The sequence below is a fragment of the Kitasatospora sp. MBT63 genome (assembly GCF_000710465.2).
Taxonomy (GTDB): domain Bacteria; phylum Actinomycetota; class Actinomycetes; order Streptomycetales; family Streptomycetaceae; genus Kitasatospora.
The window spans coordinates 6,131-29,308 of record NZ_JAIZ01000767.1 but is presented as its reverse complement, the minus strand read 5'-3'; the positions used below and the strand labels follow the sequence as shown (position 1 = coordinate 29,308).

Annotated in this window: 21 protein-coding genes and 1 tRNA gene; 9 read left to right on the top strand and 13 right to left on the bottom strand. The window is 73.4% G+C overall.

Translation table 11 applies throughout. The features are described 5' to 3' along the window. Window positions 1-27: 27 nt before the first annotated feature. Window positions 28-1,221, top strand: coding sequence for a carbohydrate-binding protein (locus AA75_RS39885; protein ID WP_063794535.1), 1,194 nt, complete (start codon window positions 28-30; stop codon window positions 1,219-1,221). 64 nt (window positions 1,222-1,285) lie between these two features. On the opposite strand, the gene rsrA is transcribed toward AA75_RS39885, so the two are convergent. The 4 genes from rsrA to AA75_RS39865 form a co-directional block, all read right to left on the bottom strand. Next, window positions 1,286-1,624: a mycothiol system anti-sigma-R factor gene (rsrA, locus tag AA75_RS39880; RefSeq protein WP_033825363.1), complete on the bottom strand. Its 339-nt coding sequence runs from the start codon at window positions 1,622-1,624 to the stop codon at window positions 1,286-1,288. Further along, window positions 1,621-2,259, bottom strand: a complete 639-nt coding sequence (locus AA75_RS39875) for a sigma-70 family RNA polymerase sigma factor (protein WP_051814216.1) — start codon at window positions 2,257-2,259, stop codon at window positions 1,621-1,623. Before AA75_RS39875 ends, rsrA begins: the two co-directional genes overlap by 4 nt. A gap of 369 nt (window positions 2,260-2,628) precedes the next feature. Continuing rightward, window positions 2,629-3,264 (bottom strand): alpha/beta family hydrolase, encoded by a 636-nt coding sequence (locus AA75_RS39870; protein ID WP_033825362.1) that lies wholly within the window; start codon window positions 3,262-3,264, stop codon window positions 2,629-2,631. Window positions 3,265-3,279: 15 nt separating this feature from the next. After that, a complete protein-coding gene (locus AA75_RS39865; RefSeq protein ID WP_033825361.1) occupies window positions 3,280-4,029 on the bottom strand; it encodes an SOS response-associated peptidase in 750 nt (249 codons plus the stop codon). A gap of 161 nt (window positions 4,030-4,190) precedes the next feature. Between AA75_RS39865 and AA75_RS39860 the strand changes: the two genes are divergently transcribed. The 5 genes from AA75_RS39860 to hisN all read left to right on the top strand — a co-directional run bounded on the left by AA75_RS39860 (window position 4,191) and on the right by hisN (window position 8,711). Then, a complete protein-coding gene (locus tag AA75_RS39860; protein WP_033825360.1) occupies window positions 4,191-4,904 on the top strand; it encodes a M50 family metallopeptidase in 714 nt (237 codons plus the stop codon). A 98-nt stretch (window positions 4,905-5,002) separates the two neighbouring features. Next, on the top strand, window positions 5,003-6,322 hold the full coding sequence (gene aroA / locus AA75_RS39855) for a 3-phosphoshikimate 1-carboxyvinyltransferase (protein ID WP_033825359.1): 1,320 nt from the start codon (window positions 5,003-5,005) through the stop codon (window positions 6,320-6,322). 16 nt (window positions 6,323-6,338) lie between these two features. Next, window positions 6,339-7,394: a ribosome small subunit-dependent GTPase A gene (rsgA, locus tag AA75_RS39850; RefSeq protein WP_033825358.1), complete on the top strand. Its 1,056-nt coding sequence runs from the start codon at window positions 6,339-6,341 to the stop codon at window positions 7,392-7,394. 103 nt (window positions 7,395-7,497) lie between these two features. Next, window positions 7,498-7,821, top strand: a complete 324-nt coding sequence (locus AA75_RS39845; protein ID WP_033825357.1) for a multidrug efflux SMR transporter — start codon at window positions 7,498-7,500, stop codon at window positions 7,819-7,821. Window positions 7,822-7,913: 92 nt separating this feature from the next. Beyond that, window positions 7,914-8,711 (top strand): histidinol-phosphatase, encoded by a 798-nt coding sequence (hisN, locus tag AA75_RS39840; protein ID WP_033825356.1) that lies wholly within the window; start codon window positions 7,914-7,916, stop codon window positions 8,709-8,711. 77 nt (window positions 8,712-8,788) lie between these two features. Here the strand turns inward: hisN and AA75_RS39835 are convergent, their stop codons facing one another. The 4 genes from AA75_RS39835 to AA75_RS39820 all read right to left on the bottom strand — a co-directional run bounded on the left by AA75_RS39835 (window position 8,789) and on the right by AA75_RS39820 (window position 16,016). Continuing rightward, the gene (locus tag AA75_RS39835; RefSeq protein ID WP_033825355.1) at window positions 8,789-10,267 is read right to left on the bottom strand and encodes a catalase; all 1,479 of its coding nucleotides are present in this window, start codon (window positions 10,265-10,267) and stop codon (window positions 8,789-8,791) included. Window positions 10,268-10,450: 183 nt separating this feature from the next. Continuing rightward, the gene (locus AA75_RS39830; RefSeq protein WP_033825354.1) at window positions 10,451-12,424 is read right to left on the bottom strand and encodes a tetratricopeptide repeat protein; all 1,974 of its coding nucleotides are present in this window, start codon (window positions 12,422-12,424) and stop codon (window positions 10,451-10,453) included. A 462-nt stretch (window positions 12,425-12,886) separates the two neighbouring features. After that, window positions 12,887-12,960 (bottom strand) — tRNA-Met (locus AA75_RS39825). A gap of 56 nt (window positions 12,961-13,016) precedes the next feature. After that, on the bottom strand, window positions 13,017-16,016 hold the full coding sequence (locus AA75_RS39820; RefSeq protein ID WP_063794533.1) for a UPF0182 family protein: 3,000 nt from the start codon (window positions 16,014-16,016) through the stop codon (window positions 13,017-13,019). Window positions 16,017-16,212: 196 nt separating this feature from the next. Between AA75_RS39820 and AA75_RS39815 the strand changes: the two genes are divergently transcribed. After that, window positions 16,213-16,788: a PPA1309 family protein gene (locus AA75_RS39815; protein WP_051814209.1), complete on the top strand. Its 576-nt coding sequence runs from the start codon at window positions 16,213-16,215 to the stop codon at window positions 16,786-16,788. A gap of 36 nt (window positions 16,789-16,824) precedes the next feature. Here the strand turns inward: AA75_RS39815 and AA75_RS39810 are convergent, their stop codons facing one another. The 4 genes from AA75_RS39810 to AA75_RS39795 form a co-directional block, all read right to left on the bottom strand. Beyond that, window positions 16,825-17,889 carry a PDZ domain-containing protein gene (locus tag AA75_RS39810; protein ID WP_033825353.1) on the bottom strand — a complete coding sequence of 355 codons (1,065 nt, stop codon included), beginning with the start codon at window positions 17,887-17,889 and terminating at the stop codon, window positions 16,825-16,827. Window positions 17,890-17,938: 49 nt separating this feature from the next. Beyond that, window positions 17,939-18,103, bottom strand: coding sequence for a hypothetical protein (locus AA75_RS39805; protein WP_368666634.1), 165 nt, complete (start codon window positions 18,101-18,103; stop codon window positions 17,939-17,941). A gap of 175 nt (window positions 18,104-18,278) precedes the next feature. After that, window positions 18,279-18,719, bottom strand: a complete 441-nt coding sequence (locus AA75_RS39800) for a molybdenum cofactor biosynthesis protein MoaE (RefSeq protein ID WP_051814206.1) — start codon at window positions 18,717-18,719, stop codon at window positions 18,279-18,281. Between the two features lie 177 nt (window positions 18,720-18,896). Further along, entirely contained in the window at window positions 18,897-19,940 is a 1,044-nt protein-coding gene (locus tag AA75_RS39795) for an NAD-dependent epimerase/dehydratase family protein (protein WP_233289405.1), read from the bottom strand. A 295-nt stretch (window positions 19,941-20,235) separates the two neighbouring features. Here AA75_RS39795 and AA75_RS39790 point away from each other — a divergent pair, with 295 nt between their 5' ends. Together AA75_RS39790 and AA75_RS39785 are read left to right on the top strand one after the other, a co-directional pair. Further along, window positions 20,236-21,867 carry a zinc-dependent metalloprotease gene (locus AA75_RS39790; RefSeq protein ID WP_051814212.1) on the top strand — a complete coding sequence of 544 codons (1,632 nt, stop codon included), beginning with the start codon at window positions 20,236-20,238 and terminating at the stop codon, window positions 21,865-21,867. Then, a complete protein-coding gene (locus AA75_RS39785; protein ID WP_051814204.1) occupies window positions 21,864-22,466 on the top strand; it encodes an NUDIX hydrolase in 603 nt (200 codons plus the stop codon). Before AA75_RS39790 ends, AA75_RS39785 begins: the two co-directional genes overlap by 4 nt. 131 nt (window positions 22,467-22,597) lie before the next feature. Here AA75_RS39785 and AA75_RS39780 read toward each other — a convergent pair. Then, on the bottom strand, window positions 22,598-23,178 hold a 581-nt coding region (locus AA75_RS39780; protein ID WP_233289404.1), incomplete at its 5' end, for a M48 family metallopeptidase.

Genomic DNA, 23,178 nt, shown 5'->3' with positions numbered 1-23,178 from the left:
GCCGCCGCCGCCACCGCCGCGCTCGGCCTGCTGGCCGGCGGCGTGGCCGCGCTGTCCGGCACCGCGGCGTCCGCCGCCCCGGCCGCCGCCGAAGCCCTGGGCAGCAACTGGTACGCCTCGGCGCCGTACCTGATGCCGGAGGACAACAGCCCGCCGGACCCGGCCGCGGTGATGGACGCGACCGGCCAGAAGGCCTTCCAGCTGGCCTTCATCCTGGACGCGGGCGGCTGTCGGCCCGCGTGGGGCGGCACCTCCTCGATCGACACCGACACCGTGATGCCCGCGGTCATCCAGAAGATCCGGGCCAAGGGCGGCGACGTCTCGGTCTCGGTCGGCGGTTACGGCGGCAACAAGCTCGGCCAGGGCTGCGGCACTCCGGAGGCGACCGCGGCCGGGTACCAGAAGGTGATCACCAAGTACCAGCTCAAGGCGATCGACTTCGACCTGGAGGAGCCCGAGTACGAGAACACCGCGGCGATCCACAACGAGATCGGCGCCGCGAAGATCCTCCAGCGCGACAACCCCGGCCTGTACGTCTCCATCACCACGGCCGGCACCAACGCGGGCACCGGCTGGTTCGGGACCCAGATGCTGCTGGAGGCCAAGGGCCAGGGCTTCAGCCCGGACAACTACTCGATCATGCCGTTCGACGGCGGTTTCAACGGCGCCGCCGCGCAGACCGACGCGCTGGTGAAGTTCAACCAGATCCTGCAGACCACCTTCGGCTGGAGTGAGGCCACCGCCTACGCCCACGAGGGCGTCTCGCTGATGAACGGCCGCACCGACGCCGCCGAGTACTTCCGGCAGGCCGACTTCCAGACCGTGCTGGACTTCGCCACCGCGCACAGGCTGGCCCGCTACACCTACTGGTCCGTCAACCGGGACCGCCAGTGCGCGGGTTCGGTCGATCCGGGCCTGTCCGGCTCCTGCTCCAGCGTGGCGCAGAACGACTGGGACTTCACCAAGTTCACCGTGAAGTTCGCCGGGGCGACGCCGCCCACCCCCCCGCCGACCAGTCCGCCGCCGAGCAGCCCGAGCCCCAGCACCAGCCCCACCTCGGGCTCCTGCACGCTGCCGGCCTGGAGCGCCACCACCACCTACACCAACGGCAACCAGGTCTCCTACCAGGGCCACAAGTACCACGCGAAGTGGTGGACCCTGAACGAGGTCCCGACGGCCAGCGGCCAGTGGGGCGTCTGGGCCGACGACGGTCCCTGCTGACGACGGCGCGGGCCGGCTCCGGGACCGCCCGGGGCCGGCCCGCGCGCGTGCGGGTGCCGGGACGCTACTCGGCGGTGGCCGCCGCCGGGGCGCCGTGCCCGGCCGGCGGACCGTCGGCCGAGGCCGCGGCGGCCTGCGCGGAGCGCTGGCCGGCCCGGATCGAGTCGATCCGCGCCAGCACCTTGGTGCGCAGGTCCGCGGGCGTGTCGTCGCAGCCGCAGGACCGCTTGATCAGCGCCTTGATGGCCTGTTCGAGACCGTACTTCTCCAGGCAGGGGGAGCACTCCTCGAAGTGCACCCGCAGCTTGGCGCAGTCGCCCTCGGCCATCTCGTTGTCGAGGAATTCGTAGAGGTGGTCGAGCACCTCGCCACACTCGGTGTCGTGCGGATCGCCGCAGCTCATGAGCCCGCGCCCTTCGCTTCCTGCCCTGCTCCACTGCCCGCCGGGACCAGCCCGCGGTCACGGGCGTAATCCTCCAGCATGCCGCGCAGCTGACGACGGCCCCGGTGCAGTCGGGACATCACCGTACCGATGGGTGTACCCATGATGTCCGCGATCTCCTTGTACGCAAAGCCCTCTACGTCCGCGAGATACACCGCGATGCGGAATTCCTCCGGGATCGCCTGCAGGGCGTCCTTCACGTCGCTGTCCGGCAGGTGGTCGAGTGCCTGCGCCTCGGCCGAGCGCAGCCCGGTCGACATGTGCGACTCGGCGCGGGCCAGCTGCCAGTCCTCGATCTCCTCGGCCGCGGTGCGCTGGGGCTCGCGCTGCTTCTTGCGGTACGAGTTGATGAAGGTGTTGGTGAGGATGCGGTACAGCCACGCCTTGAGGTTGGTGCCCTCACGGAACTGGTGGAAGGACGCGTACGCCTTGGCGAACGCCTCCTGCAGCAGGTCCTCCGCGTCGGCCGGGTTGCGCGTCATCCGGAGCGCCGCCGAGTACATCGGGTCGAGGTACATCAGCGCGTCGCGCTCGAAGCGCTCGCGCCGGGCCTCCTCGCTCTCGTCCGCGGACACCCGGAAGGTGTCCTCGCCGATCGCCTCGGCCAGCTCCTCGCCGGTCAGCGCCTCGCCCGCGGGCAGCCCCTCGTCCGGGGTGCCCACGTCCGGCACGGACTCGTCATCGGTCGCGACGACCGGACCCACCTCCTCGACAGCACCGGCCCGGCCCACCACGGGCCGACCCGAGATGGAGGATATCGGGCTCACGGGCTTCTCGCCCGCGACCAGCCACTCCGACCAGTCGGGTACGAGGGCGTTGGCCGCCGCTCGCTCCTCCGGCCGCTCGGGGCACGCGATCGAACCCATGTGCTGCGCCGCCTTTCACCCGGGACTCTGCTGACGGTGGGGTCAACCATCGGACACCGTTTCGCATTCCCGGGCGCGGCGGCGGCCCGGCCGGGCGGCTCAGACCAGGCGGGCCAGCCAGTCCGCGACCGCGCCGGTGATCAGGTCCAGCACCTCCTGCGGACCGAGCGCGGCACGCTTGGGGACCTTGAACCCGTGGCCCGCCTCGGGCACCTCCACCAGCCGGTGGGTGGCGGGCAGCCGCGGGAACTCCCCGGGCCCGCCGAAGGTGTCCGCGCCGCCCTGCACCACCAGGGTGGGCAGACCGGTGCCGAGCAGTTCGGCGGCCCGGCTGCGCTCGGGGCGGCCCGGCGGGTGCAGCGGGAAGGACAGCGCCAGCACGCCGGCCGCCCCGGACGCCAGACCGGTCCGGCAGGCCACCCGGGCGCCCGCGCTGCGGCCGCCGACCACCAGCGGCACCTCGGCCGCGGACAGCGCCGGGACCACCGGCAGCCAGCCGCCGTCCAGGGTCTTCGGCGGCGGCGCGACCTTCTTCCCGGCCACCCGCCAGGGCTGCTCGACCAGCGCGACCGCAAAGCCGAGCGGCGGCAGCACCCGCGCCAGCGCCTGCAGGTCGGCGGCCTCCACGCCGCCGCCGGCGCCGTGGCCGAGCGCCAGCGTGGCCCGCGGCCGGCCGGGCGGCTCGAACAGGGTGATCCGGGCGTCGCCGGCGGGGGTGGGGACCAGACTCTGCACGCGTGGCTCCGGGGGTCAGAAGAGGGTGGTGCGGTCCTCGTCGGTCAGCTCGCGGACCAGCTCGGGACCGTTGTTGCGGATGCTGCCGACGGCGGCGCCCACCGGGTGCACCCGCAGCGCGCCGGGGGCGGGCGGCGCCAGCAGCGACCGCAGGTCGTCCGGGTCGGTGCGGTCCGGGTCGAGCCAGGCGTCGAAGCCGCCCGGGTCGAGGAAGAGCGGCATCCGCTCGTGGATCGGCGCCAGCAGCGGCTCGGCCTCGGTGGTGACGACCGTGCAGGTGACCCGCCAGGCGTCCGGGTGGTCGGCGGGCAGCGTGCGGTCGCGCCAGAACTCGTACAGGCCGGCCAGCGCCAGCACCCCGCCGTCCGCGCGGGAGACGAAGTACGGCTGCTTGCCGGCCCGGCCCTTGGCGCCGGGTATCTGCTGCCACTCGTAGTAGCCGTCGATCGGGAGCAGGCAGCGGCGGGAGGCGAAGGCCTGCCGGTAGGCCGGCTTCTCGTGCACGGTGTCGGCCCGGGCGTTGATCATCTTGACCGCGGTCTCCGCCGACCTCGACCACGCGGGCACCAGGCCCCAGCGCAGCACCCGCAGCTGCCGCACCGGCGCCGGGCCGCCCCTGGGGGTGCGGTCCAGCACCACGTAGGCCCGGTCGGTGGGGGCCACGTTCCAGCTCGGCGCGAGCGTCTCCGCGGGATCCCACTGCTCCACCCCGAAGAGCTCGACCAGGTCCTCGGGCTTGGTGGAGGAGGCGAAGCGACCGCACATGGAGATCAGCTTGCCATGCCCGCCGCCGCCGCACGGCGCGGTTGCGCGGAACGGACCCGCCGACCGGGACGGCCGCGGGGAGAACCGCGCGCTACCGCTGCACCGTCCCCGCATGGGAGGCTGCCGCTCCGGCAGAGGACCGAGCGAGGTGGACGGTACGGATGGACATCGCTGACGTGTGGCACCGGCTGGTGGACCCGCAGCCCATGCCGCCTGGCTGGCTGGTGCTGGCCACCGCCGCCGCCGCGCTGCTCGCGGTGGTGCTGCACCCGGCCTGGCGGCTGAGCCGCAACGTGGTGACCATCGCGCACGAGGGCGGACACGGCCTGGTCGCCCTGCTCACCCGGCGGCGGCTGTCGGGCATCCGGCTGCACTCCGACACCTCGGGCCTGACCCTGTCCTCCGGTCCGCCGACCGGTCCCGGCATGGTGCTGACCGCGGCGGCCGGCTACACGGCGCCGTCGCTGCTGGGGCTCGGCGGCGCCGCCCTGCTGGCCGCCGGCCGGGTCACCGCGCTGCTGTGGATCTCCATCCTGCTGCTGGCCGGCATGCTGATCATGATCCGGAACGCCTTCGGCGTGCTCTCGGTGGTGGTCACCGGCGCCGCGTTCGTGCTGGTCTCCTGGTACGGCGGCGACGAGCTGCAGGCGGGCTTCGCCTACCTGGGCGTCTGGTTCCTGCTGCTGGCCGGGGTACGGCCGGTGGTCGAGCTGCAGCGCAAGCGGCGGCACGGCGGGGCGCCCGACTCGGACGCCGACCAGCTCGGCCGGCTGACCGGGGTCAGCCCGCTGCTGTGGGTCACGCTGTTCCTGGTGGTCTCGCTGGTGTGCCTGCTGATCGGCGGCGGCCGGCTGCTGGACTGGCCCACCCACTGAGCTGCGGCCGGCCGGGGCGGGGCGCGACGTCCGCACGCCCCCGGCACGCGCCCGGGCGCCGCACCGGCCGGTACACCCACCACCCCTAGACTTGGCGCATGACCGACACCCTGTGGCCTGCACCCGTCGCCACCGCCGCCGTCGACGCGACCGTGACCATCCCCGGCTCGAAGTCCGCGACCAACCGCGCGCTGGTGCTGGCGGCGCTCGCCGACGGCCCGGGCTGGGTCCGCCGGCCGCTGCGCAGCCGCGACTCGCAGCTGATGGCGGACGGTCTGCGGGCGCTCGGCGTCGGCATCGAGGAGACGGTCAACGCGGCCAGCGGCGGCACCGGCGGCGGCGAGGCCTGGCGGGTCATCCCGGCCGGCCGGCTGCGCGGCCCGGCCCAGGTCGACGTCGGCAACGCCGGCACCGTGATGCGCTTCCTGCCCCCGCTCGCGGTGCTCGCCGACGGCGCGGTCCACTTCGACGGCGACCCGCGCTGCTACGAGCGCCCCCAGCACGGCGTGATCGACGCGCTGCGCGCCCTCGGGGCGCGGATCGACGACGGCGGGCGCGGCGGCTTCCCGCTCACCGTGCACGGCACCGGTTCGCTGGACGGCGGCCCGGTCGAGCTGGACGCGTCCTCCTCCTCCCAGTTCGTCAGCGCCCTGCTGCTGTCCGGCGCCCGCTACAACAACGGTGTGGAGATCCGGAACACCGGCTCCACCGTGCCCTCGCTGCCGCACATCCGGATGACCGTCGACATGGTCCGCAAGGCCGGCGGCCAGGTCGACGCCCCCGAGGACGGCGGCGAGAAGGACGTCTGGCGGGTCACCCCGGGCGCGCTGATCGGCCGCGACCTGGTGGTCGAGCCGGACCTCTCCAACGCGGCGCCGTTCTTCGCCGCCGCGCTGGTCACCGGCGGCCGGGTGACCGTCCGGGACTGGCCGAAGCACACCTACCAGCCGGGCGACCAGCTGCGCGAGCTGTACACCCGGATGGGCGGCGAGTGCCGCTTCACCGACGAGGGCCTGGAGTTCACCGGCACCGGCCGGATCCACGGCATCGAGGCCGACCTGCACGACGTCGGCGAGCTCACCCCGGTGATCGCCGCGGTGGCGGCGCTCGCCGACTCGGAGTCCCACCTGTACGGCATCGCCCACCTGCGGCTGCACGAGACCGACCGGCTGGCCGCGCTGGCCAAGGAGATCAACGACCTCGGCGGCGACGTCACCGAGACCGAGGACGGCCTGCGGATCCGCCCGCGGACCCTGCACGGGGGCGTCTTCCACACCTACGAGGACCACCGCCTCGCCACCGCCGCCGCCGTGCTCGGCCTCGCGGTCAAGGGCGTCGAGGTGGAGAACGTGGCGACCACCGCCAAGACCCTTCCGGACTTCCCGCAGATGTGGGCCGACCTGCTGGGCCAGAGCTGACGGGAAGTAGAACAGCATGCGCCGCTACGGCAAGGACGCCGACGAGGACGACATCCGCAACCGCCCGGGCCGCAAGGGCTCCCGGCCGCGGACGCGGATCCGGCCCAAGCACGAGGACGCCGCCGAGGCGATGATCCTCACCGTGGACCGGGGCCGGCTGACCTGCCTGGTGGACGCGGGCACCAAGCAGGAGCGCCAGGTCATCGCCATGAAGGCGCGCGAGCTGGGCCGCAAGGGCGTGGTGGTCGGCGACGTGGTGAACGTGGTCGGCGACCTGTCCGGCGAGGCCGACACGCTGGCCCGGATCGTCCGGGTCGAGGAGCGCAGCTCGGTGCTGCGGCGCACCGCGGACGACGACGACCCGTACGAGCGGATCGTGGTCGCCAACGCCCAGCAGCTGGCGATCGTCACCGCGCTGGCCGACCCGGAGCCGCGGCCCCGGCTGATCGACCGCTGCCTGGTGGCGGCGTACGACGCCGGGATGGAGCCGCTGCTGGTGCTCACCAAGTCCGACCTGGCCCCGGCCGAGCCGCTGCTGGAGGCGTACGCGCCGCTGGGCATCCGGTACGTGGTGACCCGGCGGGACGAGCTGGAGACGGCCGGCGCGGAGGCGGTCCGGGAGCGGCTGCGCGGACTGTCCACGGTCTTCATCGGCCACTCCGGCGTCGGCAAGACCACCCTGGTGAACGCGCTGGTACCGCTGCACCAGCGGTCCACCGGGCACGTCAACGCCGTCACCGGGCGCGGCCGGCACACCACCGTGTCGGCGCTGGCACTACGGCTGCCGCCGCCGCCCGGGGTCAAGCCGGGTTCCAAGAAGGCGCTCGATCCGGGCTGGGTGATCGACACCCCGGGCTTCCGGTCCTTCGGGCTCTCGCACATCGACCCGTCCCGGGTCATCCTCGCCTTCCCCGACCTGGAGCCGGGCACCGTGGACTGCCCGCGCGCCTGCAGCCACGACGAGCCGGACTGCGCCCTGGACGCCTGGGTCGCGGACGGGCACGCCGACCCGGCCCGGCTGTACTCGCTGCGCCGGCTGCTCTCCACCCGCGAGGCGGGCGAGGGCGACTGACCCACGTTCGGCCGGTCGGGAGGTGTCGGACGGCCCCGGCGTGGCGATCATAGGAAGGTCGGACCGTCCGGTCCGGTGCCGCCGGGCGCAGGGAGACAGCGCGATGCCATGGGCCATGGTGGTCCTCGCCGGTCTGCTGGAGACGGGCTTCGCGGTCAACCTCAAGCTGAGCCACGGCTTCACCAAGCTCTGGCCCACCGTCGCGTTCTGCTGCTTCGCGCTGGGCAGCTTCGGTCTGCTCACCCTCTCGCTGAAGTACCTGCCGGTGGGCAGCGCCTACGCGGTGTGGACCGGGATCGGGGCGGCCGGCACCGCGGTGTACGGCATGGTCTTCCTGGACGAGTCCAGCAGCACCCTGAAGCTGCTCTCGATCAGCCTGGTGATCGCCGGGGTGGTCGGGCTCCAGCTCAGCGGCGGCGGGCACTGACGGCCGCGGCGGCCCGGGCGGTCCGGCCGGCCCTCGCGTCCACCGAGCGAGCCGTGGTGTCGGGATCGCGGGCGGCTCGCTATCGTTCGGGCATGGCCGACTACCACGACGATCTCCGCCTTGCCCACGTCCTCGCCGACTCGGCCGACTCCGTCACCATAGAGCGCTTCAAGGCGCTGGACCTCAAGGTCGAGACCAAGCCCGACCTGACGCCCGTCAGCGACGCCGACAAGGCCGCCGAGGAGCTGGTGCGCAGCGTGCTGCAGCGGGCCCGGCCGCGCGACGCGGTGCTCGGCGAGGAGTACGGCCTGCAGGGCAACGGCCCCCGGCGCTGGGTGGTCGACCCGATCGACGGCACCAAGAACTACGTCCGCGGGGTACCGGTCTGGGCCACCCTGATCGCACTGCTGGAGGAGGGCGTGGACGGCGAGCTGCAGCCGGTGGTCGGCATCGTCTCCGCCCCCGCGCTGAACCGCCGCTGGTGGGCGGCCAAGGGCCTGGGCGCGTACGCCGGCCGCAGCCTGGCCAAGGCGAGCCGGATCTCGGTCTCGGGCGTGGCCGACCTCGGCGACGCCTCGCTCTCCTACTCCTCGCTCACCGGCTGGGAGGAGCGCGGGCGGCTCGACCCGTTCCTGGACCTCACCCGGGCCTGCTGGCGGACCCGGGCGTACGGCGACTTCTGGTCGTACATGATGGTCGCCGAGGGCGCGGTGGACATCGCGGCCGAGCCCGAGCTGAGCCTGTGGGACATGGCCGCGCCGTGCATCGTGGTGCAGGAGGCCGGCGGCCGCTTCACCGGGCTGGACGGCTACGACGGGCCGAACGGCGCGGACGCGGTCGCCAGCAACGGGCTGCTGCACGAGGAGGCGCTGCGCCGGCTGAGCGTGTGAGCCGCTCGTCCGGCCGACTGGTCGCGGGCCCGGGAGCAGCCGTGCTGCTCCCGGGCCCGCAGCTCGTGCGGCCGGCGCTACTTCTGCTTGCGCAGCCCGCGGACGGCCTCCTCCAGGCGGCGGCCGTAGTCGGCGTCGGCCCGGCGGAAGTTGTCGATCGCCCGCTCGACGATGTCGTCGCGGTCGGCCGAGACCTTGGCGATGAAGCCCGCGAGATTGGCGATCAGGCGCTGCTTCTCCTCCTCGGAGAACAGCCGGTAGAGGGTGCCGGCCTGCCCGAAGTCGTCGTCCTCGGCGTGCGCGGGGGCCTCGTGGGTGCCGGTGGCGCCGGCCACCGGGACGGCGGCCCACAGCGGGCGGCCGGTCTGCACCGGGCCGCCGAAGCTGTTGGGCTCGTAGTTCTTGCGGCGGCCGTGGCGGCCGTCGTAGAGGCGGCCGTCGCGGTGGTTGGTGTGCGCCTCGGTGGCGTGCGGGCGGTTCACCGGCAGGTGGTCGGCGTTGATGCCGACGCGGTAGCGGTGGGCGTCCGCGTAGGCGAACAGCCGGCCCTGGAGCATCTTGTCCGGGGACGGGCCGATGCCGGGGACGAAGTGCGCCGGCGAGAAGATCGACTGCTCGACCTCGGCGAACACGTTGTCGGGGTTGCGGTTGAGCTCCAGGCGGCCGATCTCGATCGGCGGGTAGTCGGCGTGCGGCCAGACCTTGGTCAGGTCGAAGGGGTTGAACCGGTAGGCGGCGGCGTCGGCGGCGGGCATGATCTGCACCTGCACGGTCCAGCTCGGGAACTCACCGCGCTCGATCGACTCGCGCAGGTCCCGCTGGTGGCTGTCCGGGTCCTCACCGGCGAGCGCGTTGGCCTCGGCCTGGGTGAGGTTGCGGATCCCCTGGTCGGTCTTGAAGTGGTACTTGACCCAGAAGTGCTCGCCGGCCTCGTTCTGCCACTGGTAGGTGTGCGAGCCGTAGCCGTTCATGTGCCGCAGCGTGGCCGGGATGCCGCGGTCGCCGAACAGCCAGGTCACCTGGTGGGTGGACTCGGGCGAGAAGCCCCAGAAGTCCCAGACGTTGTCCGCCTCCTGCGAACCGGTGTACGGGTCGCGCTTCTGGGTGTGGATGAAGTCCGGGAACTTGACGGCGTCCTTGATGAAGAAGACCGGCGTGTTGTTGCCGACCAGGTCGTAGTTGCCGTCCTCGGTGTAGAACTTCAGCGCGAAGCCGCGCGGGTCGCGGACCGCGTCCGCGGAGCCCAGGCTGCCCGCCACGGTGGAGAACCGCAGGAAGGTCTCGGTCTGCTTGCCGACCTCGGACAGGAACGCCGCCCTGGTGTACGGCGTCACGTCGGCGGTCACCGTGAAGGTGCCGTACGCGCCCGCGCCGCGGGCGTGCACCACGCGCTCCGGGATGCGCTCGCGGTTGAAGTGCGCGAGCTTCTCGAAGAGGTGCTGGTCCTGGAGGAGCGCGGGGCCGCCCACACCGGCCGTCTCGGTGTTCTGGTTGTCGGCGACGGGCGCGCCGGCCTCCGTGGTGAGGGTGGGCCGCAGGTCGTCCTGGGTGGTCATGGCATGCCTCCGCGTGGTCCGGTCGTGACAGACCAGATCCTAGCTTGGACATTGTCTAAGTCAACACGCACACCAATCCCAGAGGCCACCTACATCACCGGAAGGGGCGCTTTCAGGGGCGCGCGGAACTGCGCCCCTGGGGGTGACCCTGAGCGTCGCCGGGGAGCACCCCAGGGGTACGCCTCAGGCGCTGAGTTCCGCGTTGAGCGCGCCCAGCAGCCGCGCCGCCCGCTCCGCGACCTCCGCGGGCCCGTACTCGCCGGCCCGGCGGCACCAGCTCTCCGCCTGCACCGGCTCACCCCGCCGCAGCGCCAGCAGCGCGAGCCGCAGCGCCGCCCGCCCGTGTCCGGCATCCGCGGCCCGGGTGTACCAGAGCATCGCCTCCGCCTCGGAGTCCTGCCGGGCCAGCAGCAGCCCGAGGTTGAACGCCGCGCTGCGGCTCCCCGCCTCCGCCGCCCGCCGGTACCAGCTCTCGGCGATCTCCAGCGCGCCGCGCTCGGCCGCCCGCACCCCCATCCGGACCTGCGCCCGCCGGTGCCCGGCGTCCGCGGCCACGGCGTACCAGTGCTCGGCCTCGGAATCCGCGTCACCGCGCCGGTCCAGCAGCGAGGCGAGCCGGAACGCGCCCTCCGCGGAACCGCCGACCGCCGACTGGCGGTAGCGCTCCAGCGCCGCCGTCAGGTGGCCGCGCTGCTCCTGGGCGACGGCCAGTTGGAGCGCCGCCTCGCCGTGCCCCTCCGCGGCGGCGCGCGCGTACCACTCGTGCGCCTGCTGCTGGTCCCCGCGCCCGGCGTGCAGCACGCCGAGGTTGAACGCGCCGTCCACGCTGCCGGCTTCGGCCGCCTTGGAGAACCAGGGCTCGGCACCGGACTCGTCGCCGCGCTGCAGCAGGATCACCGCCAGCGCGTTGCAGGCCTCGCGGTGCCCCGCGTAGGCGGCACGGCGGTACCACTGCTCGGCCTGCGCCTCACGTCCGGCGCCCGCGCACAGCAGGCCGAGGTTGAACGCGCCGTTGTGGTCGCCCGCCTCCAGTGCCACCCGGTACCAGCGCTCGGCCTCGACCGGCTCGTTGCGGCTCGCGTGCAGCGCGCCGAGCGCGTTGGCCGCGGTGCCGTCACCGGCGTCGGCCGCCTCCTGCCACCACTCGGCGGCGGCGGTCAGGTCACCGGTGTCGCGCAGCAGGAAGCCCAGCGCGCAGGCCGCCCGGGCCTCGCCGTTCTGCGCAGACTGCCGGTACCAGCGCGCGGCCTCCTCGACCAGCGCGGGCTCCTCCTGCGCACGCTCCTCCAGCAGCACGCCGAGCCGCAGCGCGGCCCGGGCGTGGCTGCGCGCGGCGGCGGTGCGGTACCAGGTCTCGGCGGTCTCCTTGTCACCGGCCGCCTCCCGCATCCGGGCCAGCCGGTACGCGGCCTCGCGGTGCCCGGCGTCGGCGGCCGCCTTGAACCAGCGCTCCGCCCGGACGTCGCGCCGATGCTCCATCAGATCGCCCAGCGCGTACGCCCCGAGCGGGTGGCCGTGCTCGGCCGCGAAGTGCAGCCAGTACTCGGCGGCCTCCTCCTCGCCCTGGTCGCGCAGTTGCAGACCGAGCGCGTGCGCCGCCGGGGCGCTGCCCGCGACGGCGGCCTGCCGCCACCACTGGGCGGCCTCGGCACGCTGGCCCTGCTGGTGCAGCAGCACGCCCAGGTTGTTGGCGGCGGCCCGCAGTCCGGCCGCCGCGGCCGAACGCAGGTACGGCTCGGCGTCGGCGAGGTCGCCCCGGCGCAGCAGCAGCGCGCCGAGCTGGCTCGCCGCGTTGGCGTCACCGCCGTCGGCGGCCTGCCGGTGCCGGGACTCCAGGGCGGCCTGCTCGCGGGCGGCGAGGGCGCTCTCAAAGCTCGCGGCCTCCGGCTCGACCGCCTCGGGGGCGGCGCTCCGGGCGTACGGGCCGATGGCGTCGACGAGTTGCCGGGCGGAGACGTGCACCAGGCTCTCGGGGCCGTAGCCCTCGGGCCGCGGCGCGGTCTGCACCCCGGTGCGCTGGGCGGGCAGAGCGGTGTGCGTGTCGTCGGGGCTGATCGCCCAGCCCTCGGTGTCCGCCTCGATATCGTGGTGCGGGTCGTCCGCGCCACGGGCGGCGCCGGTCCCCGCTCCTCGCTCGTTCCTGCCGATCAGCTTCATGCCGACTCCCGCTCCCCCAGAGTGCTGCGGCACCCTCCCCCAGCCTTCGGCCGGGGGTACCCCCACCCCAGCCTCCCGACCAGGACGGACCCCCACCCCAGCCTCCCGACCGGGACGGACCCCCACCCCAGCCCACGGCCGGGCGAACCCGACCCACGGCCGGAAGTGGACCCCCGAGGGACGTGTCGGAGCCGACGGCCCGTCAACGGCCGTACTGCGTCCCCCATGTGCTCCATCGTCGCACCACCCGCAACCCGCGTACACCTGCCCCGGACGAATTTGACGGGGCGGAGCCGAAGCCCGGCGAGATTGCTTCAGCGCTTTGTCGATTTCCCGACACTTGTCCCCCACAAACCCCGGTCAGGCATCGTACCGGAGTTGATCACTCATTCGGCCACTCATGACACCCACCTCATGGCGAAGGCCCGGAGGATCTGATCCTCCGGGCCTTCTGCTACTGAGTAGCGGGGACAGGATTTGAACCTGCGACCTCTGGGTTATGAGCCCAGCGAGCTACCGAGCTGCTCCACCCCGCGTCGGTAACTCCACAGTAGCACGGACGCGGGGCAGATCATCAATCGGTTACCGCAGCTCAGGAGCCGGGCGTGGGCGAGGCACTCGGCGCCGCCGACCCGGTCGCACCCGGCGAAGGCGCCGGCGCGGGGCTGCCCCCGCCGCTCGGCTGCGCCGCCGACTGCGCCGCGGCCGCCCGGTTGAGCGCCTCCTGGAGCGCCTTCTGGGCCTCGCCGTACTTGGCCCAGTCACCGCTCTTCAGCGCCGCCTGGCTGTCGTCGTACGCCTTCTGCGCGTCCTGGATCGCCTTGGTCACCGCCGGGTCCGTACCCGGCCCCGGGGTGCTCGGGGTGGCACCCGGGCTCGGGGTGCTCCCCGGGCTGGGCGTGGTGGGTGCGGTCGGGGTGGTCCCCGGTGCGGTCGGCGCCGTCGGCGTGATCGGCGCGCCGCTGGCCGCGTTGCCGAACACCTTGGCGAGCGCCTTCTCCAGGGTGTCCTCCAGCGCCACGTTGTCGTTGCCGTACACCGCGAGGACCTTCTTCAGCACCGGGACCTTGGCGCTGCGGCCGAGCAGGTAGACCGGCTCGACGTTGAGCAGGCCGCCGCCGACCGGGAGGGTCAGCAGGTTGCCGTACTCGATGTCGGAGTCGGTGCCGGTGCGCAGCAGGGTGAGCTGGTTCGCCACGGCCGGGTCCGAGTTGAACTTGGCCTGGGTCAGCTTCGGTCCGAGCGCGCCGGAGCCGCTCGGCACCTTGAGGATCCGGATCTTCCCGTAGTCCGGGCCGGGGTCCGCGCTGACGGCCATGAAGGCGGCCAGGTTGTCCCGGCCGCTGGGCACGAAGCTGGTGGTCAGCGAGAAGCTCGCGGCCGGGGCGTCGGGCATCCGGACGGTCAGGTAGTACGGCGGCTGGACCTCACCGGCGGCGGTGGTCGGGTCGACCGGCACCTGCCAGATGTCGGTGCCGTTGAAGAAGCCGCTGGCGTCGGTCATGTGGTACTGCGAGAGCAGGTCGCGCTGCACCTTGAACAGGTCCTGCGGGTACCGCAGGTGCGGCAGCAGGGTGGCCGGGATGTCGGCCCTCGCCTTGACCGTGCCGGGGAAGGCCTTCATCCAGGTCTTCAGCACCGGGTCGGTGTCGTCCCACTGGTAGAGCGTCACCTCGCCGGTGTAGGCGTCGACGGTGGCCTTCACCGAGTTGCGGATGTAGTTGACCGTGTTGACGGCGGTCAGCGTGCGGCCGCGCTGGTCGGTCAGCGAGTCCTTGGTGACGTCGCCGAGGGTGGTCTTGGAGGAGAACGGGAAGCCGTCCGAGGTGGTGTAGCCGTCCAGCACCCAGACCAGCTTGCCGTCCTGCACCACCGGGTACGGGTCGGCGTCGATCGACAGCCACGGGGCGACCTTCTCCACCCGCTCCTTGGGGGTGCGGTCGTAGATCACCTTGGCGCCGTCGCCGATCGCACCGGAGTAGAGGATCTGCGGCTCGGCGAACTTCACCGCGTACGCGGCCCGGGTGAGCGGGTTGTCCAGCGAGACACCGCTGCCGCCGCTGTACTTGTAGCTGACCGCGGCGCCGGACTCCGAGGTGTAGTCGATCTCGTCCATGTCGGTGCCGGCGACGATCGAGTAGGTGCCGGTCTTCTCGCCGTAGTAGACCCGCTGCTGGTAGTCGCCGAGCGAACCCTGGGTCGGCAGCGAGGACTCGGTGTAGACCGGGTTGCCCAGCGCGTCGACCTGGTTGCCCTTGGCGGCGACCAGGCCGTAGCCGTGGGTGTACTTGAAGTGGTCGTTGATCCAGTTGCGCTGCTGGACCCCGTTCAGGTCGAGTTCGCGCACGCCGACCACGGTGTCCTGGCTGCCGTACCGGTCGACGTCCAGGGTCTTGGGGAACGCGTAGTACTTGCGCAGCGCCTCGTTCTGCTGGAACGTCGGCGAGACCACGTTGGGGTCCAGCAGCCGGATGTCGGCGACCGTCTGGGCGTCCGGCTTCAGCGCGTCGGCGCTGGTGGTGCCCTTGGGGTCGTACTGCTGGGTCCGGCTGTCCGCGATGCCGTACGCCTGCCTGGTGGCGTCGATGTTCTTCTGGATGTACGGCGTCTCCTTGGCCTGCTCGTTCGGCTTGACCTGGAACTGCTGCACGATCGCCGGGTACAGGCCGCCGATCAGCACCGCCGAGAGCGCCATCAGACCGAAGCCGATCAGCGCCGGGGCCCAGGTGCGGCGGACCGGGGTGAGGAAGAACAGCAGTGCGCAGATGATCGCGACGAAGAACAGGATGGTCTTGGCCGGCAGGAACGCGTTGGCGTCCACGTAGCGCAGGCCGGTCCAGCCGTCCACGCCCTTGTACGCACCGGACTTCACCGCCAGCGCGTACCGGTCCAGCCAGTACGCCACCGCCTTCAGCAGCACGAACACGCCGAGCAGCACCGCGAGATGGCCCTGCGCGCCGGCGCTGGCCCGGCGGCCCGGGCCCTGCAGCCGCAGGCCGCCGTACAGGTAGTGCACCAGCAGCGAGGCCAGCAGCGAGACGATCACCGCGCTGAACGCGAAGCCCAGCAGGAACTCGTACCAGGGCAGTTCGAAGGCGTAGAAGGAGACGTCCAGGTGGAACTGGCTGTCCTTCACCCCGAACGCGGTCTCGTTGGTCCACAGCATCCAGGTCCGCCACTGGCCGCTCGCCGCGGCGCCCGCGACCAGGCCGACCAGCAGCGAGACGCCGATCAGCAGCCACTTCCGGTACGGGGCCACGCCCATCCGGTAGCGGTCCAGGCTCTGCTGCTCGACCGACATCGCGGCCAGCGGCGGGCGCAGCCGGTAGGCCAGCCAGAGGTTGGCCCCGACCACCACGGCCATCAGCAGGCCGAAGACGGCGAACAGCCCGGCCTTGGTCCACAGCTGGGAGGTGAAGACGGAGGAGTAGTGGACCGACTTGAACCACAGCCAGTCCGTCCACACGCCGGAGAACAGCACGAAGAGCACGAACAGGGCGGCGAGCACGCCCGCGGTCAGCAGGAGCACCTTGGTGCGACGGGAGGGCGGGCCGACTCTGGCACGGAAGCCCGGGCCGGGGCGATCCGGCATCTGGAATACCAAGGTGGCACCTCTGCTGTTGTGTCGTGGACGTGTGTCGTGGACTTCGTGGTGGGTCGGACTCCAGTGCAACTTAATCGGTCTTTACCGGAGTTCCCACGGTTGGGAACGAGATCGGGCCTTCCCCGGACCCGGCCCCGCGGCCCGGCGGAGCGGCGGTCCCTTCGGCGCATGTGAGGATTGGGGCATGTCCGATGCCCACAACATCCCGTCCGGCACGCCGTCCGAGGCCGCCGGCCTGCCCGCCGCGACCCCGCTCACCCGGGCCGCGCTGGAGATCGACGAGTACGCCGCCACCCTCGGCTGGGACCTCCCGGCCCGGCTGTTCGCCCTGGTGGACACCGCGAAGCTGCGCAAGGCGGACCCCCGGCTGGCCAAGCAGCTCGGCCTGACCGACGGTGACGCCGCCGGTCTGACCCCGGTCGAGCAGGAGGAACTGCCGGCCGGTGCGGCGCTGGACAAGTTCCTCGGCACCATCGCCTGGCCGGACCAGGTGGTCGGCTGCGCGCTGGTGGTCGAGCGGCTGATGCTCCCGCCGGGCGCCGAGCAGACCCGCCCCAAGAACGCCACCGAGGCCGAGCTGGCCGACTGGGTGGCCAACCACCCGGCCCGCCAGGAGGTCCGGATCACCGCGGCGGTGCTGCGCGACGGCTCGCGCGAGATCGCCCTGCGGCTGCGCGAGAAGGACGTCGCCCGTGAGGTGCTGACCGGGCCCGACCTGGTGCCGGGGCTGACCGAGGCTCTGCTGGCGACCTTCTCCTGACCGGCCGCCCGTCCCGCCTCCGCGGGCCCGGCCGGGTCAGCGGGGGCAGGCGGGCAGCGCGTCGTTCTGGCCGGCCCGGACGGAGTCCAGCGCCTTGAGCGCGCCGTCGAGGTTGTCCACCTTGATCAGGGTCAGCCCGCTCGGGGTGCCCTTGACGGCCTCGGCGCAGTTGTCGGCCGGGGTGAAGAAGTACTGGGCGCCCTTGTTCCGGGCGGCGATCAGCTTCATCTGGATGCCGCCGATCGGCCCGACCTTGCCGTCGTCGGCGATGGTCCCGGTGCCGGCCACGAACTTGCCGCCGGTCAGGTCGGTGGGCGTCAGCTTGGCGACGATGCCGAGCGCGAACATCAGGCCGGCGCTCGGGCCGCCGACGTCCTGCAGCCCGATGTCGATCTTGAACGGGTAGGTGTGGTCGATCCCGGGCACGATGCCCACGATCGCCCGGTCGCCGCCCTGCGCCTTCGCCGTGGGGATCGACACGTCGGCCTTTGCGGAGTCCGCCGCGCCGTGCGGGACCACGGTGAAGACGGTGGTCTCACCCGGCTTGTGCTTGGTCACCTGCTCGGCCACCGAGGCCGCGGTGGTCACCGGCGTGCCGTCCACCGCGAGGATCCGGTCCCCGGCGTGCAGCCGGCCCTCGGAGGGCCCGCCCGCCGCCACCGAGGCCACGATCACCTGCGCGCCGACCGGGATGCCGAGCTCCGTGAGGGCGGCGGTCTTCGCGCTGTCCTCGGAGGAGGCGAACTCCTCGGCGTTCTGCTGCTGGGCCTCCTTGTCTGTCTGGCCCTTGGGGTACACGTTGTCGTGCGGCACCACCAGCACGTCGTCGCGCAGCCAGCCGACCACGGCGGAGACCAGGCTGGGCTGGTAGTTGGCCCCGGTCACCTGGACGGTGGTCATGTTGAGGTTCCCGCTGGTCGGGTACGTCTCGTGCCCCGTGATGGTGATCACCGGCTGCCCCGTCCCGTCCTGCACCCCGAGGGTGTTGAAGGTCGGACCCGGGCTCATCTCGGTGTACGGGACCTTCATCACCACTGAGGCGCACAGCAGGCCTATCAGCAGCAGAGTGGCGGCGAGCATCGTCGCGGAGCGGCGTGGCATGGCTCGACAGTACGGGAAGCCGGTGACCGGGCGCTGCCGGGGCCCGGGCTCAGCGCCCGCCGGGTTCGCGGCCGCCGGCCGTGCTGCGCTCCATCGCGGCGCGGAAGCGCTGGTGCTCGGCGAGCGAGGCGGGATCGGCGGTGGCTCTCGGGGTACGGGCGGCCCACAGGGCCCACAGGGTGCCGAGCAGCAGGGCGACAACGGGAATGATCAACCAGGCGAGCGCAGCCATATCCGTACTCCCAGCTCGTCGTGTCTATGAGCAGATTAGCCGCCCGGGTGGAGAACGGCTGCAGCGCCATCCGGGTTACGGGACCCCCGGAGGCGTCACCGCCACGGGGGATCCCCGGCACCGCCCGTCGGCCGAACGGGTGAGGAACCGGGCGCGCTCAGCAACCGCCGGCGCCGACCCACTCCTCCTCGCCGTCGGCGAAGACCTGGTGCTTCCAGATCGGCACCTCGTGCTTGAGGTCGTCGATCAGCCGGCGGGCCGCCGCGAAGGCCTCGCCGCGGTGCGCGCAGGAGACCGCGACGATCACCGCCTTGTCGGTGATCTCCAGCCGGCCGATCCGGTGCACGGCGGCCAGCGCCCGGACCGGGAAGTCCGCGACGACCTTCTCGGCGACCCGGCGCAGCTCGCGCTCGGCCGTGGGGTGGGCGCTGTACTCCAGCGCGGCGACCGACTTGCCGCCGTCGTGGTCGCGCACCGTCCCGACGAAGACGGTGGTGCCGCCGGCCGCGTCGTCGCCGACCGCCTCGTAGACCTCGTCGAGCGAGAGCGGGGTCTCGCGGATCGCGAGCAGACGGATCGGGTCGTGGTTCTCGGACATGCCCCCAATGATTGCCCATCGCCGCCGCGGGAGAGCAAGAGTCTTCCGCATTACGATTCGACAATTTCGCATCGTGACAATGCCGAGGTCCGGACGGGTAGGAGCAGGCACGGGCCGGTGCGGGCAGGTACGGGCCGGTGCAGGTACGGATCCGCCGGCCCGGCCGGCGGCCCGGTCTCAGAACCGGCGCCGCTTGCGGGCCCGGCGCACCAGCGCCGCGGTACCGACCAGGGCGACCGTGGCCCCCGCCGCGCCCAGGCTGGTCGCCGCCTCCTTGCCGCCCAGCCGGCGTCCGGCCACCGCGTGCTTCCCGGAGACCTGCGCGAGCAGCTCGGCCAGCACCTCCTCATTGGTGAAGCCCGGCCGCCAGCCCGCCTCGTGCAGCCGGCTGCCGGAGACCACCCACGGGTACATGGTGTACGCCAGGTCCCCGGCCGGGGCCGGGGTCAGGCCCAGGCGGTGCAGCCGGGCCGCGGTGCCCAGCGCCAGCGCGGCCGGCAACTCCATCCGGCGGATGCCGGAGAGCTTCTCGACGTCCTCCTGCTCCAGCCAGCCGTCGCAGCCGACCGTCACCTCGCCCTCGACCAGGCCGAGCGCCGCGTACTCCAGCGCCGACGCCAGGTCGTCCACGTGGCAGAACTGCCAGCACGGCCGGGACCCGGCCACCACCAGCAGCCTGGGTGCCTCGAAGTGCCTGGTCAGCACGGTGTCGATGCCGGGGCCGACCACCACGGCCGGGCGCAGCACCGTCACCTGCAGGCCCGGGTGGGCGCGCGGTGCCCGGCGGGCCAGCCGCTCGATCTCCAGCAGGTCGCCGACCAGCGAGGCCTCCTCGGTGGCCCGCAGTTCGGAGTCCTCGGCCAGCGGCACCTCGTTGTCCGGCAGCGCGCCGTAGACCATCGCCGAGGTGCACAGCACCACCCGGTGCACACCGGCGGCCGCAGCGGCGGTCACCACCGTCTGCGCGCCCCGCACGTTGTACGCACTCCGGGCGCGCGGGTCCGACTCCATGCCGAGGTCCATCGCCAGGTGGACCACCACGTCGACGCCGGCCAGCCGTTCGGCCACCGCCGGGTCGCGGATGTCCAGCACCCGCCACTGGGCGCCGGGCACCTCGCCGCGCCGGTCGTCGACGGCGAGCACCTTGCGGACCGCGGGCGAGGCCACCAGGCGCGCGGCGACCCGCTCACCGAGCACCCCGGCCGCGCCGGTGACCGCCACGGTGAGCGGCCGGCCGCCGTAGGCTGGAGGCGGCGAACCCGTGGTGACAGGGGCGTCCTCATCTCCGGTCAGCCCAGAGCGAACGTCCGAAGGCGGGGAACTCACCGACCATCCTCCACGGTTAGCTTATGTGCGTACGTACGAGTGTCACGTACGGTCCATCCTGCCCGAGGCGCGGGTCCAGCGGTGCACCCGGCGCGGTCGGGCCGCCAGACCGTTGTCCCGCCCGCCGCCGCGGGCGCGCCGCCTCCCCCGCCACACCACCTGCGTGACGGCCGACCAGATCGAGGACCCCGTGAGCGACCTCCCCTTCGGATTCTCCACCCCGCCCGAGGAGCCCGAGGACGGCAAGGGCAAGCCCGGACAGAGCGGCCATGACAAGGACAGGAGCGGCCAGGACGAGGGCGCCTCGAAGGATCCGGGCACCCCCGGCGCCTCGGGCACCTCTCCGGAAGGTACCCCGCCGCAGCAGCCCTTCGGCTTCGGTCCGGGCAATCCGCTGGGCGCGTTGTTCGGCATGGGCGCCCCCGGAGGCCCCGGCGGCCCCGCCGGGGACAACCCCTTCGGTGCGATGCTCGGCAACCTCAACCCGGGCGACCTGGGCGCGGCGTTCCAGCAGCTCGGCCAGATGCTCTCGTTCGAGGGCGGCCCGGTGAACTGGGACCTCGCCAAGGACATCGCCCGGCAGACCGTCGTCGCCGAGCAGCCCGAGGGCCGCTCGAAGGACCGCTCGGTCAGCGCCACCGAGCGCACCGCGGTCGCCGACGCCGTCCGGCTGGCCGAGCTCTGGCTGGACTCCGCCACCGAGTTCCCCTCCGGCGCGAACACCGCCGTGGCGTGGAGCCGGGCCGAGTGGATCGAGGCCACCCTGCCGGTCTGGAAGGACCTGGTGGACCCGGTCGCCGAGCGGGTCGGCAACGCGATGGGCGGCGTGCTGCCCGCCGAGATGCAGGCGATGGCCGGTCCGCTGATGGGCGTGATGCGCTCGATGGGCGGCGCGATGTTCGGCACCCAGATCGGCCAGGCGCTCGGCGCGCTCGCCGCCGAGGTGCTCGGCTCCACCGACGTCGGCCTGCCGCTCGCGCCGGCCGGGAAGGCCGCGCTGCTGCCGCAGAACATCGCCGAGTTCGGCGAGGGCCTGAGCGTGCCCGCCGAGGAGGTCCGGCTGTACCTGGCCCTGCGGGAGGCCGCCCACCAGCGGCTGTTCGCCCACGTGCCGTGGCTGCGGGCGCACCTGTTCGGCGCCGTCGAGGCGTACGCCCGCGGTATCAAGGTCGACAGCTCCCGGATGGAGGAGCTGGTCGGCGAGCTCGACCCGAGCAACCCCGAGGCGCTCCAGGAGGCGCTGGCCGGCGGTCTGCTGCAGCCCGAGGACACCCCCGAGCAGAAGGCGGCGCTGGCCCGGCTGGAGACCGCGCTCGCGCTGGTCGAGGGCTGGGTCGACGCGGTGGTGCACGCCGCCGCCGAGCCGCACCTGCCGCAGTCCGGCGCGCTCCGCGAGACCCTGCGCCGCCGCCGCGCCACCGGCGGCCCGGCCGAGCAGACCTTCGCCACCCTGGTCGGCCTGGAGCTGCGCCCGCGCCGGCTCCGGGACGCCTCCCGGCTGTGGGCCTCGCTGGCCGACGCCCGCGGCATCGACGGCCGCGACGCCCTGTGGAGCCACCCCGACATGCTGCCGACCGCGGCCGACCTGGACGACCCGGACGGCTTCGTGCACCGCCCCGCCGGCGACGGTCTGGAGGGCGGCATCGACTTCGACGCCTTCGACAAGCTGCTCGGCGACGCCGCCAGGGGCAAGGACTCCGCGGACGGCACCGGCACGCCCCGGGAGCGCGGCGCCGACGGCGGGCCGGCCACCGACGGCGGGTCCGACACCGACGACCGCAGCGAAGGCGACCGCAACGACGGCGAGGGCCCGAAGGCATGACGACCGCGCACACCGGCGCCGGGCCCGACACCTCGGCGGCGCTGCACGCGGACGCCGTCCGCGCCCTCGCCGCCTGGGCCGCCGAGGGCCCGGCCCAGCGGCAGCTCCGCCAGAACTACCTCGACCACCTCGCCGCCCACCCGGACGGCCTGTGGCGGGCCTGCCTGCCGGCACACATCACCGCCAGCGCAGTCGTGGTGGACCCGGCCGCCCGCCGGGTCCTGCTCACCCTGCACCCCAAGGTCGGCCGCTGGCTCCAGATGGGCGGCCACTGCGAGCCGGGCGACCCGGACCTCGCGTCGGCGGCACTGCGCGAGGCCACCGAGGAGTCCGGCATCCCCGACCTGGAACTGCTCGCCCTCGACGGCGGTCCGGCGCCGGTCAAGCTCGACCGGCACCAGGTCCGCTGCTCCGGCAAGGACCGGCCGGAGAACACCCACCTCGACGTCCAGTACGTGGCCCTCGCACCGGCCGGGGCCACCGCCCTGATCAGCGAGGAGTCGCTGGACCTGCGATGGTTCGGCTACGACGAGCTGCCCGAGCTTACGGACTCCTCCGTCCGCGAGCTGGTCGCCATCGCCCGGCGGCTCACCGGCTGACCTGCCGATCCGACTGTTGGCCGGGGCCCGGCGGTCCGCCGCCGGGCCCCGGCCAACGGTGGTCCTGGGGCGCGTTGGCAGAGTCCCGCCGGGGACGGCGCGCAGCCGCGGGCCGGAGGCCGGGCGGTCGCTCAGCCGCAGATCTCGTGGGATCCGGCCGGGTCGTCGGCGTCGTCCCCGGGCCGGCCGGGGCCGGTCCGGGCGCCCGGGATGTGCGGCAGCCGGGCGGCCGAGGCGACGCCCTCCAGATAGCCGCGGGCCCGTTCGGTCCGCGGGTAGCTCTCCAGCAGCGCCCAGAATCGCGGGCCGTGGTCGGGCACCAGCAGGTGCGCGAGCTCGTGCAGCAGCACGTAGTCGACGACGTACTCGGGCATGCCCTGCAGGCGGTGGGAGAGCCTGATCGTGCGCTCGCTCGGGGTGCAGGACCCCCAGCGGGAGTTCTGGTTGGTCACCCAGCGGACCTGGCCGGGCACCGCGCGGCCGTCCAGGTACGCCCGGGACAGCTCGGCCGCCCGGCGCTCCAGCGCGTCGTCGCCGAGCGCGCGGCGGCTCTCCTGCGCGGCCAGCCGGTCCAGCATCTGGGCCACCCAGCGCTGCTCCTCGGCGTGCGACATCCGGGCCGGGATCAGCACGATCGTCCGGTCGCCCTCGCGGTAGGCCGAGACGGTACGGCTGCGGCGGGCGCTGCGGCGGACCTCGACCTCGGGGCGGT

Coding starts and splice junctions, on each gene's coding strand:
- rsrA (WP_033825363.1), bottom strand. CDS start 1,624: ATGAGCTGCGGCGATCCGCACGACACCGAGTGTGGCGAGGTGCTCGAC.
- AA75_RS39865 (WP_033825361.1), bottom strand. CDS start 4,029: ATGTGCGGTCGCTTCGCCTCCTCCACCAAGCCCGAGGACCTGGTCGAG.
- AA75_RS39860 (WP_033825360.1), top strand. CDS start 4,191: ATGGACATCGCTGACGTGTGGCACCGGCTGGTGGACCCGCAGCCCATG.
- aroA (WP_033825359.1), top strand. CDS start 5,003: ATGACCGACACCCTGTGGCCTGCACCCGTCGCCACCGCCGCCGTCGAC.
- rsgA (WP_033825358.1), top strand. CDS start 6,339: ATGCGCCGCTACGGCAAGGACGCCGACGAGGACGACATCCGCAACCGC.
- AA75_RS39845 (WP_033825357.1), top strand. CDS start 7,498: ATGCCATGGGCCATGGTGGTCCTCGCCGGTCTGCTGGAGACGGGCTTC.
- hisN (WP_033825356.1), top strand. CDS start 7,914: ATGGCCGACTACCACGACGATCTCCGCCTTGCCCACGTCCTCGCCGAC.
- AA75_RS39835 (WP_033825355.1), bottom strand. CDS start 10,267: ATGACCACCCAGGACGACCTGCGGCCCACCCTCACCACGGAGGCCGGC.
- AA75_RS39830 (WP_033825354.1), bottom strand. CDS start 12,424: ATGAAGCTGATCGGCAGGAACGAGCGAGGAGCGGGGACCGGCGCCGCC.
- AA75_RS39820 (WP_063794533.1), bottom strand. CDS start 16,016: ATGCCGGATCGCCCCGGCCCGGGCTTCCGTGCCAGAGTCGGCCCGCCC.
- AA75_RS39815 (WP_051814209.1), top strand. CDS start 16,213: ATGTCCGATGCCCACAACATCCCGTCCGGCACGCCGTCCGAGGCCGCC.
- AA75_RS39810 (WP_033825353.1), bottom strand. CDS start 17,889: ATGCCACGCCGCTCCGCGACGATGCTCGCCGCCACTCTGCTGCTGATA.
- AA75_RS39800 (WP_051814206.1), bottom strand. CDS start 18,719: ATGTCCGAGAACCACGACCCGATCCGTCTGCTCGCGATCCGCGAGACC.
- AA75_RS39785 (WP_051814204.1), top strand. CDS start 21,864: ATGACGACCGCGCACACCGGCGCCGGGCCCGACACCTCGGCGGCGCTG.